Below are 12793 nucleotides of genomic sequence, written 5' to 3'. Positions count from 1 at the left end.
CGGGATGACGGGCTGGGTCCCGGCGCCGTCGTCTCGATATCCCCGCCTCCGATCCCGACATCCAGTGAACAGGTCCCCATGAGCATCACCACGCAGAACCAGCGGGCCGCCGTGATCGGCCTCGGCTCCATGGGCGCCGGCATGGCCGGATCGCTCCTCCGGGCCGGCTTCGACGTCGCGGCCTGCGACGTGAACGCGGAGGCCGTGTCGCGCTTTGCCGCCAGCGGGGGGCGGGCGGCGGCGAACCCGGCGGCGGCGGCGGAGGGCGCCGACGTGGTGATCTGCGTCGTCGTCAACGCCGCCCAGACGGAGGCGGTGCTGTTCGGGCCCGGCGGCGCCGCCGAGACCATGGCCGAGGGCGCGGTGTTCGTCTCCTCCGCCACCATGGACCCGGCCATCGCCCGGCGCCTCGCGGCCCGGCTCGAGGAGACCGGGCGCCACTACCTCGACGCGCCGATGAGCGGGGGCGCCGTGCGCGCAGCCGACGGCGAACTCACCTTCCTGGCCTCCGGCACGAAGGCCGCCTTCGCGGCGGCCCGCCCGGCGCTCGACGCCATGGCGGGCAAGCTCTACGAACTCGGCGACACGGCCGGGCAGGGCGCCGCCTTCAAGATGATCAACCAGCTGCTCGCCGGCGTGCACATCGCCGCCGCCAGCGAGGCGATGAGTTTTGCCGCCAAACAGGGCCTGGATCTGCGCAAGGTCTACGAGGTGATCACGGCCTCGGCCGGCAATTCCTGGATGTTCGAGAACCGTATGCCGCACGTGCTGGAGGGCGATTACAGCCCCAAGAGCGCGGTCGACATCTTCGTCAAGGATCTCGGCATCGTGCAGGACATGGCCCGCGCGGAGACGTACCCCGTCCCGGTGGCCGCCGCAGCGCTCCAGATGTTCCTGATGGCCTCGGGCTCCGGCATGGGCCGGGACGACGACGCCTCGGTGGCCCGCCTCTACGCGCAAGTGGCCGGCGTCACCCTGCCGTCGCCCAAGGCCTGAGGGAGGAACCGATGCCGCGCTTTGCCGCCAACCTCACCCTGATGTTCACGGAACACGCCTTCCTCGACCGCTTCGCCGCCGCCGCGGAGGCCGGCTTCACCGCGGTCGAGTTCCTGTTCCCCTACGACCATCCGGCGGACGCCATCGCCGAGCGCCTGGCGCGGTTCGGCCTAACCCAGGCCCTGTTCAACCTGCCGCCCGGCGACTGGGCGGCCGGCGAGCGCGGCCTCGCGGCCCTGCCCGACCGGTTCGCGGAGCTGCAGGCGGGCGTCGAGACCGGCCTGAACTACGCGAAGGCCACCGGCGTCGGCCGGCTCCATCTCATGGCCGGCATGGCCGACGCGAACGATCGCGGGGCGCAGGACGCCTATCGCCGGGCCGTGGCCTGGACCGCCGAGCGCGTGGCGCGCGAAGGGCTCGACCTCGTGCTGGAGCCGATCAACGCCCGCAACATGCCGGGCTACTTCCTCAACGATTTCGACGCGGCCGCCCGCCTGATCCGGGATCTGGCCCTGCCGAACCTCAAGCTCCAGTTCGACCTCTACCACTGTCAGATCCTGCACGGGGACGTGACCACGCGCCTGCGCGACCTGATGCCGATGGTCGGGCACGTGCAGACCGCGAGCGTCCCGGCCCGGCACGAGCCCGGCACCGGCGAGATGAACGACGCCTTCCTTTTCGCCGAGCTCGACCGGCTCGGCTACGCGGGCTTCGTCGGCTGCGAGTACAACCCGGCCGCCGACACGGAGGCGGGCCTGGGCTGGTTCGCGCCCTATCGCGCCTCCGAGGCCCGGGAGGCCGGCCGATGAGCCTCGCCCTCGGATCGGTGGCCGACGACTATACCGGCGCCTCGGACCTCGCCAACACGCTCACCAAGGGGGGCCTGCGCACGGTGCAGACCATCGGCATCCCCGCCGACGACCTGGATCTGGCCGGCGTCGACGCCGTGGTGGTGGCCCTGAAGAGCCGCTCCATCCCGGCCGCGGAGGCCGTGGCGCGCTCCCGCGCGGCCGAGGCCTGGCTGCGCGGGCGGGGCGCGGCCCACGTCCTGTTCAAGATCTGCTCGACCTTCGATTCCACCGACGCGGGCAATATCGGCCCCGTGATGGACGCCCTGCGGGCCGAGGCGAACGCGGCCATCGCCCTCGTCACTCCCGCCTTCCCGGAGACGGGGCGCACCGTCTACCAGGGCAACCTCTTCGTCGGCGCGGTGCCGCTGAACGAGAGTCCCCTCAAGGACCATCCCCTCAACCCGATGCGGGACGCCAACCTGGTGCGCGTGCTGGCCCGGCAGAGCGCCGCGCCCGTGGGCCTCGTGAATTTCGCCACCGTGGCGCGGGGCCCCGGGGCCGTGGCCGCGCGCCTCGATGCCCTCGCCGCCGAGGGCGTGGGCGCGGCCATCGCGGACGCCGTCGTCGAGGCCGACCTCGAGACCCTGGGCACGGCTGCGCTCGGCCACCGCGTCTCGGTGGGCGCCTCGGGCCTCGGCCTCGGCCTCGCCCGTGCCCTGGTCGCGGCCGGGCGCGCCTCCGCACCGGGTCGCGCGGCGGATCTCGGCGCGCCGGTGGGCGGCCTGGCCGCCTGCCTCGCCGGCAGCTGCTCGCAGGCGACGCTCGGCCAGATCGCGGCGGCCGAGGCCCTGATGCCGGTGCGCCGCCTGGATCCCGAGCGGCTGCTCGCCGGCGAGTCCGAGGCCGAGATCGAGGCCGTCCTGGCCTGGGCCGGCGCGCACATCGTCACCGGTCCCGTCCTCGTCGCCAGCAGCGCCGAGCCCGAGACGGTGCGGTCGCTCCAGGCCCGCCACGGAGGCGACCGGGTCGGCCACGCCATCGAGGGCGCACTGGCCCGCATCGCGGAAGCCCTGGTGGCGCGGGGCGTGCGCCGCCTCGTCGTCGCGGGCGGCGAGACGTCGGGAGCGGTCGTCGACCGGCTCGGGCTGAAGGCCTTCCGGCTCGGACCCGAGATCGCCGCCGGGGTGCCGGTGCTCCGCACGCTGGGGCAGGGGGCGGACATGCTGCTCGCCCTGAAATCCGGCAATTTCGGCGGCCGCGACTTCTTCCCCCGCGCCCTCGACCTGATGCGCTGACCCGACTTCCGGAGACGGACCACCCATGCACGCACTCATCCTCGGCGCCGCCGGCATGATCGGCCGGCGCCTCACCGACGCCCTCTCCGCGCAGGGCGACGCCCGCGCCCTCACCCTGGTGGACGTGGTGGAGCCGACGGCGCCCGCGGGCTTCGCCGGCTCCGTCGTCACCGCCGCCGCCGACCTCTCGAGCCCGGGTGCGGCGGAGGCCGCGCTGATCGGCCGACCGGACGTGATCTTCCACCTCGCGGCGATCGTCTCCGGCGAGGCCGAGGCCGACCTGGAGAAGGGCTACCGGGTCAATCTCGACGCCACCCGCCTGCTCCTCGACGCGATCCGACAGGCCCACATCGCCGAGGGCTACCGCCCGCGCGTGGTCTTCACCTCGTCGCTGGCGGTGTTCGGGCCGCCGCTTCCGGGCGTGATCCCCGACGACATGATCCTGACGCCGGCCACCTCCTACGGCACTCAGAAGGCGATGGGCGAACTGCTGCTGGCCGATTACAGCCGGCGCGGTTTCCTCGATGGCATCGGCCTGCGCCTGCCCACCATCTGCGTGCGCCCGGGCAAGCCCAACAAGGCGGCCTCCGGGTTCTTCTCGGGCATCATCCGCGAGCCGCTGGCCGGCCAGGAGGCGATCCTGCCGGTGCCCGACACCGTGCGCCACTGGTTCGCCAGCCCGCGCTCGGCGACCGAGTATCTCCTGCACGCCGCCCGCATCGACCTCGCGCCCCTGGGCCTGCGCCGCAGCCTCACCATGCCGGGTCTCTCGGCGACGGTGGCCGACGAGATCGAGGCCCTGCGCCGGGTCGCCGGCGACGCGGCGGTGGCGCTGATCCGACGCGAGCCGAATCCGGCGATCCAGGCCATCGTCGAGACCTGGCCGGAGGCCTTCGACACGCGCCGCGCCCTCGATCTGGGGTTCAAGGGCGACGCCAGCTTCGATGCGCTGGTGGAGCTGCATCTGGCCGAGACGCAGGTCTGAGCGCAAGCGCCGGCACGTTCCCCTCCCCCTCGCGGGGAGGGGTCGGGAATCGGGGCGGTCGGGTGGCCCTCACCCGCGGTCCCTTTCCACGCGGTGGAGAGCAGGACGCGAGCCTGCCGCCCGGCACCGCTCCCGAAGACGGGGTTCTACCCCCGCACGCGGCCCTCGATCGGGTAGGCCGGGTCGTTGTAGCCCGGGGTCGAGGGGTGGCCGGTGACCACGTGGGCGTCGACCAGGGCCTCGTCCGCGTCCGTGAAGGTGTAGCCCAAAGCGCCCAGATACTCGTCCCACTGCGCCTCCGTGCGCGGCCCGGCGATGACCGAGGTGACGGTGCGGTTGGCCAGGACCCAGTTCACCGCGAACTGCCCCGCCGTCAGGCCGCGCTCGGCCGCGTGGGCCTGGAAGGTCCGGGCGATCACCAGGGATTCCGGGCGCCATTCCGTCTGCATCATGCGGGTGTCCTGTCGGCCGGCGCGGGTGCCCTCGGGCGGCGGGGCGGCGGGGTCGTACTTGGCGGTGAGAACGCCGCGGGCGAGTGGGGAGTAGGGCACCACGCCGAGGCCGTAATGGGCGCAGGCCGGCAGGTGCTCGGTCTCGGGCATCCGGTTCAGGGCGTTGTAGTAGGGCTGGCTCACCACGGGCCGGTCGATGCCGAGATCGTCGCACAGCCGGCAGATCTCGGCGACGCGCCAGGCCCGGTAGTTCGAGACGCCGAAGTAGCGGATCTTGCCCTGCCGCACGAGGAGCGCGATGGCGCCGATGGTCTCGGCCAGCGGCGTGGTGTGGTCCTCCTTGTGGAGGTAGTAGATGTCGATGACGTCGGTGCCGAGCCGCCGGAGGCTGGCCTCGGCGGCGCGCAGCACGTGGGCGCGCGACAGGCCGCGGTCGTTGACGCTCGGACCCATCGGGTTGGCGACCTTGGTGGCGAGCACCCAGGCCTCGCGGTCCCGAGCGATCGCCCGGCCCACCACCTCCTCGGACCGGCCCTCGTTGTAGACGTCGGCGGTGTCGAGAAAGTTGATGCCGGCGCCCCGGGCGCTGTCGATGATGCGGCCGGCGGTGGCCTCGTCGGTGGGGCCGCCGAACATCATGGTGCCGAGGCAGAGCGGCGAGACCTTGAGGCCCGAGCGGCCGAGATTGCGATACTGCATCGTGTGCGTCTCACTCCGTTGGGGTTCAGGCCCCGTCCTTGATCCATTGGATCACACCGTCGGACCGGCGAAAATCCTCTAGCGCATGAACCTGCGCCTCGGGCAAGGCCGTGCGGGCCATGGTGGCGAGGGCGTGGCCGGGGCCGAGCTCGAGCACCTTGCCGGCCCCGAATTCGCCGACGCCCTCCAGGCAGGCGGCCCAGTCCAGGGTCTGCGCGACCTGCGCGGCGAGCTTGGCCCGCCCCGCCTCCGGCCGGAACACCGCCGCCCCGTCGAGGCCGCTGAGGAGGCGCGGAGCCGGACGCGGCGGGGTCGCCAGGGGGGCCGCCCGGAGGCGCTCGCGGAAGGCGTCGGCGGCCTGCGCGAGCAGCGGCGTGTGCGAGGGGATGTGCACGGGCAGGCGAACGGCCCGGGCCGCGCCCGCCGCCAGGGCCTGCGCGCAGAGGGCGTCCAGCGCCGCGACGGGACCGCCCACCACCACGCTGTCGGCGGCGTTGCGGATCGCCGGATGGCACGCATGCCCCTCCGCCATGGCGAAGACCCGCGCGGCGGGCAGGCCGCGCAGGCCGGCGAGGCCGTAGCCGGGACCGGCCGCCGCATCCATCGCCTCGGCGCGGGCGGCGGCGAGTTGCAGCACCGTCTCGGGCGCGAACAGGCCGGCGCAGCCGAAGGCCGCGAGATCGCCGATGCTGTAGCCCACCACCACGGCGCGCGCGGGCTGCGCCGCCCGAACCAGGGTCCAGGCGGCCAGACCGGCGACGCAGCACAGGATCTGCCCGGTGCGGTTGGCGTGCAGGTCCTCTCCCGAGCGCACGAGGTCGCGCGGATCCCGCCCAAGCAAGGGAGTCGCGGCCGCGAAGAGGCCCTGCGCCTCGGGCAGATCGGCCGTGAGGTCGAACATCCCGGGATGCTGGCCGCCCTGGCCGGAGAGCAGGACCGCGAGGGTCATGACCGCTCCCAGGCATCGACGAACAGCGTCATGGCGAGGAGGTCGGCCGCCCCGCCGGGGCTGAGGCGGCGGGCGACGAAGGCCCGGTGCAGGGCTTCCCCCCGCGCGAACCAGTCGTCCCGCGCGATGCCGCCGTCGGCGAGGAACCGGGCGGCCTGCGCCCGCGCGAAGGCATAGCCCTCCGGACCGCCGCGATGCAGGAGATTGGTGTCCTCCAGGCACGCGATGAGGGCGAGGCAGGCCTCCACCCGCGCCGCCTCGGGTGCCTCGGGGCGCAGGGCACGGGCGCGGCGCAGGGCCGGCAGGCCGATCTCGTAGAGGGTCGGAAATCCGGCCGCGGCCTCGGCCGGCGCGCCGCCGACGCCGTGGCGCCGGCGCGCCCGCGCGCCCGGCGCATGCAGCAGTTCGGGGCCGTCCACGATGGCCTCGGCGTAGCGTGCCCGGACGTGGGCGCCGAGAGCCCCGGCGACGGGGCGCGGACCCAGGGCACCGGCCGCGGCGCTGAGGAGGCCGAGGCCGAAGATGGCGCCGCGGTGCGTGTTCACGCCGCCCGTCGCCGCCCGCATCGCCGCCTCCGCCGCGAGGCCGATGCGGCGCAGCTCGGCCATGGCGGCCCCGGCGGACCCCGCCACGGCGAGGTCCGCGAAGTAAGGCTCCAGGGCGGAGGCACTCGCCCGGAAGGTGTCCGCATCCATGTCCGAATGGCTGCCGCAATCCACGTGGCTGACGAGGCCGGGCTTGGGATAGGTGGCGAGCTCCAGGCGCAGGCATTGCGTGGCGAGGCGGCCGATCCGGTCCGGGCAGCCGGAAGCCGGAGCGGGGAACCGGGTCTCCGACGGGCGAGCGGGCATCGGCGAGAGGGCGGTCATCGGCATGGCTCAGGCCGCCGGCGGCAGGGCGGTCGGGAGGGCCGGGACCGGCCGGAGCTCCAGCCGCTCCAGGCCCTTGGCCAGGACCGAGTCGCCGGGCCCGGCCGCATGCAGCTCGCGCCAGTTCACCGCGAAGCCGTCGGCGAGGCCGATCTCGCCGTCGAGGCGCATCGGCGCCCGCGCCGCGATGCCGGCGAGGCCGTCGAGGAAGGCCTCGTCGACCGGGCCGGGCCAGAGCAGGTCGAGGTCGGAGGTGGCCGAGAGGTAGGAAAGGCCCGTCAGGGCCTGCCAGAGCAGTCCGCCGAACACGCGCGGCGCGCGGCCATGGACGGACCCGTGGGCCAGGAGCGCGTCCAGCACCGGGTGCCAGGCGGCGGGCGCGGCCGCGCGGGCCTCGGCCAGGGTCACGCCCCGGCGCGGTCGCACCGCCTCGGGCGGGAGCGCGAGGCCGATGCGGCGCTTGCCTAGTGAGGGCGGCAGCGGCAGCCCGGCCGGAACCAGGGCGCCATCCTCGCCGGGCACGCGGCGGCGCACGATCACGGGCCAGCCGCGCGCGGCCCAATCTGCGAGGTGCGGGATCCCGTCGAGGTCCGGCCGCTGCGCCAGCAGCGGCCCCCAGGCGGCGGGCGCCACCGTGAGCAGGTCGTGGCGCGCGACCTCACGCACCCTGCGCCTCGCGAACGACGCGCGCGGCGATGGCGTGGGCCAGCGGACGCCCGCCGCGTTCGCGGCCCAGGGCGTCGCGGGTATCGGCCGCCGGGCTGTCCGCGATCAGGGCGGCGATCTGGGGACCGAGGGGCCTGTCGGGGTCGAGGGTCGCCTGCACGGCGCCGGTCTGGACCATGTTGTCGAGGCCGGGCGCGAAGACCGAGGTCGTGCGGGCCATGTCCTGCAGGGTCTCCAGGGGCAGCTTGGTGACGCGGGCGACGGAGGGAAGATCCATCACGCTCGGATGGGCGCCGGGCAGGGCCGCGAGGACGCGGGTGGCCAGGGCCGTGGCGATGAAGGCACCGGCCGCGCTGTGGCCGTAGAGCAGGCCGATGGTCGGGTGGCCCTGCGCGTCGGCCAGCAGCAGCGCCTTGGCGAGATGCGCGAGGTATTCGTTGAGGCCGAGGAGTTCGTCGCGCCGGCTCATGCGCTGGCTGTCGGAATCGACGAGGACGAGGATCGGCGTGGAGCCGCCGGCCCGCACCACGTCGAGGACGCGCCCGGCCAGGAGGCAGGCCCCCTCGATCCCGAGGGCGGTGTCGCCGTCGATGCCGATCACGGCGAGGCGGCCGTCGTTCAGGGGTCCCTCGCCGGTGATCAGGCCGTCCGCCACCGTGACGGCGTGCCCCGCCGGGAAGAGGGAGGCGAGGAGGATGTCGAGGGGCATCTTATCGGGCATCGTGGGAGCCCTCCCGCAAGCTGTCGAGCAGGGCGTCGAAGCCCTCGGTGGTCAGGCCCGGCACCGCGTCGGGGTCGTTGACGCCGAGGCGGCTCCAGATCTCGGTGGCGTGCCGGGCGTCGCCGAAGCGCGCGATGCGCGCCTCGAGCCGGGCCTGCTCCGCCTCCAGGGTCCCCAGGTCGAAGGCCGGGGCCGCCGGGATCGCGGCCGAGGCCGCCGCGCGAAACGCCCCGATCGTGTCGTCCGCGAAGACGTCGGCCGCGCCCAGCAGCCGCCGGTGCTTGCCGCCCATGGTGCGCCAGACGAGGGCCCGGTCACGGGAATCGAATTCCTCGGCGCCCTTGTTGGTCTCGATCACCTCGGGGCCGGAGACGCTGAGGCGACCGCCCTCGGAGATGACGAGGCGCGCGCAGGTGCCGGCGATGAGGCCGCCGCCGCCGTAGCAGCCGGCCCGGCCGCCGATGAGGCCGATGACGGGGATGCCGGCGGCCCGGACCTGGGTGATCGCCCGCATGATCTCGGCGATGGCGGTCTCGCCGGCATTGGCCTCCTGCAGGCGCACGCCCCCGGTGTCGAACAGGATCAGCACGGCGGCGGGCTTCACGGCCAGCGCGGCCCGCAGCAGGCCGACGAGCTTGGCACCGTGGATCTCGCCGAAGGCCCCGCCCATGAAGCGGCCTTCTTGGGCGGCGGCCAGAACGTCCCGGCCGTCGAGGCGCCCGCGCCCGACGATCATGCCGTCGTCGAAGGCGCGGGGCAGAGCGAAGAGCGGCAGGTGCGGGCTCATCATCCGCTGCTCCGGGCCGATGAATTCCTCGAAGGTGTCGGTGTCGAGGAGTCCGGCGAGGCGGGCGCGGGCGCTCGCCTCGTACCAGCTCTGGTCGAGGGGCGATGCGGAGAGGGCGACCGGCTTCCAATCCATCACGGCAGCTCCATCAGGCGGGCGCCCTGGGCGAGGCGCAGGGACACGGTGTCGGGGCGGGCACCCCCGTCGTTGATGGTGATGGTCAGCCCGCCCGGCTGCCGACGGGCCACGAAATCGGCCACCACCGCGGCCCAGACCGCGCCGTAGCCCTTGATGGCGGTGTCGATCTCCACGTGGCAGGCGTCGGGCGCCAGGTTGCGCTCCAGCAGCACTTCGAGGTTGCCGGAGGCGACGACCCCGGTGATCGCGCTGGCACGCGTGCCGGGGAGCGCCGTCCGGGTGGTGTGGCGGAAGCTCAGCTTCTCCATGACGCGAAATCCCTCACCAGTTCCGGAACTTGGCCGGCGGCTCGTAGAGGCCGCCCGACCAGTGCACGAGGTCCTTGATCGAGCGCGCCGCCAGCAGCGATCGGTCGGCGTCGAGGGGCTCGATGCCGAGATCCTCGGGGCGCCGGATGATGCCCCGCGCCCTCAGGCGCTCGACCTCGGCGTGGTCGCGGCCACGGCCCACATCGGTGTAGCCCGCAACACCCCGGATCGCCTGCTCGCGCTCATCGAGCGTCCGGCACAGCAGCAGGTTGGCGATACCCTCCTCGGTGACGATGTGGGTCACGTCGTCGGCGTAGACCATCACGGGGGCGAGCTCGAGGTCGAGTTTCTTGGCGAGTTCGAGGGCGTCGAGCCGCTCCACGAAGGCCGGCACCAGCTTGTCGCCGAAGGTCTCGACGAGCTGCACCACGAGCTTGCGCCCGCGCCGCAGGGCCGGATCGCCCGTGCCGCCGGCCTCCAGGCCCGCCTTCATCCAGGTGTCGGAGGGATGGCGCCGCCCATGCGGGTCCGAGCCCATGTTCGGCGCGCCGCCGAAGCCCGCGACGCGGTTGGTGGTGACGGTGGAAGAATGCCCCTGGAGGTCGATCTGCAGAGTCGAGCCGATGAACAGGTCGCAGGCATAGAGGCCCGCCGTCTGGCAGAAGGCCCGGTTCGAGCGCAGGGACCCGTCGGAGCCCGTGAAGAACACGTCCGGCCGGGCACGGATGTACTTGTCCATGCCCACTTCCGAACCGAAGCAGTGGATCTGCTTCACCCAGCCGGATTCGATGGCCGGGATCAGGCTCGGATGCGGGTTGAGCGCCCAGTGGGTCGCGATCCGGCCCTTGAGGCCCAGCCGCTCGGCATAGGTCGGGAGCAGCAGCTCGATCGCCGCCGTGCCGAAGCCGATGCCGTGGTTGAGGCGGCGGATGCCGTACTCGGCGTAGATGCCCTTGATCGCCATCATGGCCATCAGGATCTGCGTCTCGGTCACGGCGCCGGGGTCGCGGGTGAAGAGCGGTTCGACGTAGAACGGTTTGTCGGCCTCCACCACGAAATCGACCCGGTCACCGGGGATGTCGACCCGGGGTACCCGGTCGACGATCTCATTGACCTGCGCCACCACCACGCCGTTCTTGAAGGCGGTCGCCTCCACCACGGTGGGCGTGTCCTCGGTGTTGGGCCCCGTATAGAGGTTGCCGTCCCGGTCGGCGGAGACGCCGGCGATCAGGGCCACGTTCGGCGTTAAATCGATGAAGTAGCGCGCGAAGAGTTCGAGGTAGGTGTGCACCGCCCCGAGCTCGATCTGGCCGCCGTAGAGCATCTTGGCGATGCGCCCGCCCTGGGGCCCGGAATACGAGTAGTCGAGCCGCTTCGCGATGCCCTGCTCGAAGATGTCGAGGTGCTCGGGCAGGACGATGCCCGACTGCACCATGTGCAGGTCGTGGACCCGGGCCGGGTCGCAGGCGGAGAGGCCCCGCGCCAGGCAATCGGCCTGCTTCTGGTTGTCGCCCTCCAGGCAGACCCGGTCGCCCGGCTGGAGGATCGCCTCCAGGAGGTCGACGACCCGCGCGGCCGGCACGACCTTGCCGTCCGCGCAGCGCCGCGCCCGTTCGAGGCGCGCCTCGCGGGCGGTGCGTTCCTGGCGCCAATCCATCATCCCGTCCGCTCCCTTGCCCCGCCCCACGTATACGGCCCGGCGCAAATCGCGCCTCCCGACATGCCGGAACCCGTTCTTGGCCTCTATCAGTATTCCAAATTGCGTATTTGTCAATCAAATGTATACTGAGCCCAATCAAAAAACGAATCACCGCATACCCAGGAGGGACGCCCCATGTCGCGTGCATTTCGCCCATCGCTTCCGACAACGCGGGAGAACGCCCGATGACCATCTTCGGCGTCGCGCTCCTCGCGCTCTGCACGCTGATCGGCGTGTTCCTCGGCGACCTCCTGGGCGTCGCCCTCGGGGTGAAGGCCAATGTCGGCGGCGTCGGCCTCGCCATGATCCTGCTCATCGCCGCCCGCTCCTGGCTCCTCGCCCGAGGCAAGCTCGGCGGCGGGATCAAGCTCGGGGTCGAGTTCTGGTCGACTATGTACATCCCCATCGTGGTGGCGATGGCCGCGCAGCAGAACGTGGTGGCGGCCGTGCGCGGCGGACCCATCGTGCTCATCGCCGCCACGGTCTCGCTGCTGCTCTGCTTCGCCTGTGTCGCCCTGCTCGGCCACTTCGGGCGGCGCGAGCCGGCGGAGGACGCCCAGATCCGACACGGCGGCGTGGTCATCGGCGGCGGCCTCGACGACGACGCGGCGCCCGTCGCGCCGCCCCACTCCGTCAGGAAGGCGTAACCCCATGCTGCACATGATCGAACACGTCTTCGTCGAGCAGAGCTTGGTGGCCGCCTTCGCGGTCGTCGGCGGGCTGATGCTGATCTCGAACTTCGCCGGCAAGCGCCTCACCGCCGGCCGGGTCCACGGCTCGGCCATCGCCATCGTGCTCGGACTGGTGCTCGCCTACGTCGCCGGCCTCTACACCGGCGGCAAGAAGGGGGTCGCCGACCTGCCGGTCTTCGCCGGGATCGGCCTCATGGGCGGGGCGATGCTGCGCGACTTCGCCATCGTGGCCACCGCCTTCGAGGTCGACGTGGTGGAGGCGCGCCGCGCCGGCTTCCTCGGCGTCCTGGCCCTGGGCCTCGGCACCGTGATCCCCTTCATCGTCGGCGCCCTGACGGCAGTGGCCTTCGGCTACACCGACGCCGTCAGCATCACGACGATCGGGGCGGGCGCCGTGACCTACATCGTCGGGCCGGTGACCGGGGCGGCGCTCGGCGCCGATTCCGCCGTGATGGCGCTCTCCATCGCCACCGGCGTCACCAAGGCCGTGATGGTCATGGTCGGGACGCCCCTGGTGGCCAAGCTCATCGGCCTGGACAATCCCCGCTCGGCCATGGCCTTCGGCGGCCTGATGGGCACGGTGAGCGGGGTCGCCGGGGGCCTGGCCGCCACCGACCCGAAGCTCGTGCCCTACGGCGCGCTGACGGCGACCTTCCACACGGGCATCGGCTGCCTCGTCGGTCCCTCGCTGTTCTACCTCACGGTACGGGCGATCGTGGGATGACGGACGGGGCGTCGCGCGTCCT

General features: G+C 73.1%; 14 protein-coding genes. 6 read left to right on the top strand and 8 right to left on the bottom strand.

Features of this window, described 5'->3' with window-relative positions:
• The first annotated feature begins 51 nt into the window (after window positions 1-51).
• The 4 genes from ltnD to denD are packed head-to-tail and all read left to right on the top strand — an operon-like array spanning window position 52 to window position 4067.
• Complete coding sequence (gene ltnD / locus AC0IWM_RS22295; RefSeq protein ID WP_471758696.1) at window positions 52-996, top strand: L-threonate dehydrogenase; 945 nt, start codon at window positions 52-54, stop codon at window positions 994-996.
• A gap of 11 nt (window positions 997-1007) precedes the next feature.
• Window positions 1008-1805 carry a 2-oxo-tetronate isomerase gene (otnI, locus tag AC0IWM_RS22290; protein ID WP_471758652.1) on the top strand — a complete coding sequence of 266 codons (798 nt, stop codon included), beginning with the start codon at window positions 1008-1010 and terminating at the stop codon, window positions 1803-1805.
• Window positions 1802-3082 (top strand): 3-oxo-tetronate kinase, encoded by a 1281-nt coding sequence (gene otnK / locus AC0IWM_RS22285; protein ID WP_471758650.1) that lies wholly within the window; start codon window positions 1802-1804, stop codon window positions 3080-3082. Before otnI ends, otnK begins: the two co-directional genes overlap by 4 nt.
• A 25-nt stretch (window positions 3083-3107) precedes the next feature.
• Window positions 3108-4067: a D-erythronate dehydrogenase gene (gene denD, locus AC0IWM_RS22280; RefSeq protein WP_471758648.1), complete on the top strand. Its 960-nt coding sequence runs from the start codon at window positions 3108-3110 to the stop codon at window positions 4065-4067.
• A gap of 146 nt (window positions 4068-4213) precedes the next feature.
• Here the strand turns inward: denD and AC0IWM_RS22275 are convergent, their stop codons facing one another.
• Genes AC0IWM_RS22275 through mdcA form a run of 8 tightly spaced genes read right to left on the bottom strand, consistent with a single transcriptional unit; the run spans window position 4214 to window position 11316 of the window.
• Complete coding sequence (locus tag AC0IWM_RS22275; protein ID WP_471758646.1) at window positions 4214-5218, bottom strand: aldo/keto reductase; 1005 nt, start codon at window positions 5216-5218, stop codon at window positions 4214-4216.
• Between the two features lie 25 nt (window positions 5219-5243).
• Window positions 5244-6167, bottom strand: a complete 924-nt coding sequence (locus AC0IWM_RS22270; protein WP_471758644.1) for an acyltransferase domain-containing protein — start codon at window positions 6165-6167, stop codon at window positions 5244-5246.
• Window positions 6164-7036 (bottom strand): triphosphoribosyl-dephospho-CoA synthase MdcB, encoded by an 873-nt coding sequence (gene mdcB / locus AC0IWM_RS22265; RefSeq protein WP_471758642.1) that lies wholly within the window; start codon window positions 7034-7036, stop codon window positions 6164-6166. The genes AC0IWM_RS22270 and mdcB overlap by 4 nt, the downstream gene beginning before the upstream one ends.
• Before the next feature lie 9 nt (window positions 7037-7045).
• Window positions 7046-7702 carry a malonate decarboxylase holo-[acyl-carrier-protein] synthase gene (mdcG, locus tag AC0IWM_RS22260; RefSeq protein ID WP_471758640.1) on the bottom strand — a complete coding sequence of 219 codons (657 nt, stop codon included), beginning with the start codon at window positions 7700-7702 and terminating at the stop codon, window positions 7046-7048.
• Window positions 7695-8411, bottom strand: a complete 717-nt coding sequence (gene mdcE / locus AC0IWM_RS22255) for a biotin-independent malonate decarboxylase subunit gamma (RefSeq protein WP_471758694.1) — start codon at window positions 8409-8411, stop codon at window positions 7695-7697. The genes mdcG and mdcE overlap by 8 nt, the downstream gene beginning before the upstream one ends.
• Before the next feature lies 1 nt (window position 8412).
• On the bottom strand, window positions 8413-9345 hold the full coding sequence (locus AC0IWM_RS22250; protein WP_471758638.1) for a biotin-independent malonate decarboxylase subunit beta: 933 nt from the start codon (window positions 9343-9345) through the stop codon (window positions 8413-8415).
• Entirely contained in the window at window positions 9345-9656 is a 312-nt protein-coding gene (gene mdcC, locus AC0IWM_RS22245; RefSeq protein WP_447678857.1) for a malonate decarboxylase acyl carrier protein, read from the bottom strand. Before mdcC ends, AC0IWM_RS22250 begins: the two co-directional genes overlap by 1 nt.
• A gap of 13 nt (window positions 9657-9669) precedes the next feature.
• Complete coding sequence (mdcA, locus tag AC0IWM_RS22240) at window positions 9670-11316, bottom strand: malonate decarboxylase subunit alpha (protein ID WP_471758636.1); 1647 nt, start codon at window positions 11314-11316, stop codon at window positions 9670-9672.
• Between the two features lie 224 nt (window positions 11317-11540).
• Here mdcA and madL point away from each other — a divergent pair, with 224 nt between their 5' ends.
• Together madL and madM are read left to right on the top strand one after the other, a co-directional pair.
• Window positions 11541-12002 carry a malonate transporter subunit MadL gene (gene madL, locus AC0IWM_RS22235; RefSeq protein WP_471758634.1) on the top strand — a complete coding sequence of 154 codons (462 nt, stop codon included), beginning with the start codon at window positions 11541-11543 and terminating at the stop codon, window positions 12000-12002.
• A gap of 4 nt (window positions 12003-12006) precedes the next feature.
• On the top strand, window positions 12007-12771 hold the full coding sequence (gene madM, locus AC0IWM_RS22230) for a malonate transporter subunit MadM (protein WP_447678860.1): 765 nt from the start codon (window positions 12007-12009) through the stop codon (window positions 12769-12771).
• The last annotated feature ends 22 nt before the right edge of the window (window positions 12772-12793 follow it).

It is taken from the genome of Methylobacterium sp. AC433 (assembly GCF_979253015.1).
The sequence above is the reverse complement of the archived record's forward strand: the minus strand, read 5'-3'. Positions and strand labels throughout refer to the sequence as shown.

Bases quoted from the DNA above. Each gene is read 5' to 3' on its own strand.
- AC0IWM_RS22275 (WP_471758646.1), bottom strand. From the start codon at position 5,218: ATGCAGTATCGCAATCTCGGCCGCTCGGGCCTCAAGGTCTCGCCGCTC.
- madL (WP_471758634.1), top strand. From the start codon at position 11,541: ATGACCATCTTCGGCGTCGCGCTCCTCGCGCTCTGCACGCTGATCGGC.
- denD (WP_471758648.1), top strand. From the start codon at position 3,108: ATGCACGCACTCATCCTCGGCGCCGCCGGCATGATCGGCCGGCGCCTC.
- otnI (WP_471758652.1), top strand. From the start codon at position 1,008: ATGCCGCGCTTTGCCGCCAACCTCACCCTGATGTTCACGGAACACGCC.
- mdcE (WP_471758694.1), bottom strand. From the start codon at position 8,411: ATGCCCCTCGACATCCTCCTCGCCTCCCTCTTCCCGGCGGGGCACGCC.
- madM (WP_447678860.1), top strand. From the start codon at position 12,007: ATGCTGCACATGATCGAACACGTCTTCGTCGAGCAGAGCTTGGTGGCC.
- mdcB (WP_471758642.1), bottom strand. From the start codon at position 7,036: ATGACCGCCCTCTCGCCGATGCCCGCTCGCCCGTCGGAGACCCGGTTC.
- mdcC (WP_447678857.1), bottom strand. From the start codon at position 9,656: ATGGAGAAGCTGAGCTTCCGCCACACCACCCGGACGGCGCTCCCCGGC.
- otnK (WP_471758650.1), top strand. From the start codon at position 1,802: ATGAGCCTCGCCCTCGGATCGGTGGCCGACGACTATACCGGCGCCTCG.
- AC0IWM_RS22250 (WP_471758638.1), bottom strand. From the start codon at position 9,345: ATGGATTGGAAGCCGGTCGCCCTCTCCGCATCGCCCCTCGACCAGAGC.
- mdcA (WP_471758636.1), bottom strand. From the start codon at position 11,316: ATGATGGATTGGCGCCAGGAACGCACCGCCCGCGAGGCGCGCCTCGAA.
- AC0IWM_RS22270 (WP_471758644.1), bottom strand. From the start codon at position 6,167: ATGACCCTCGCGGTCCTGCTCTCCGGCCAGGGCGGCCAGCATCCCGGG.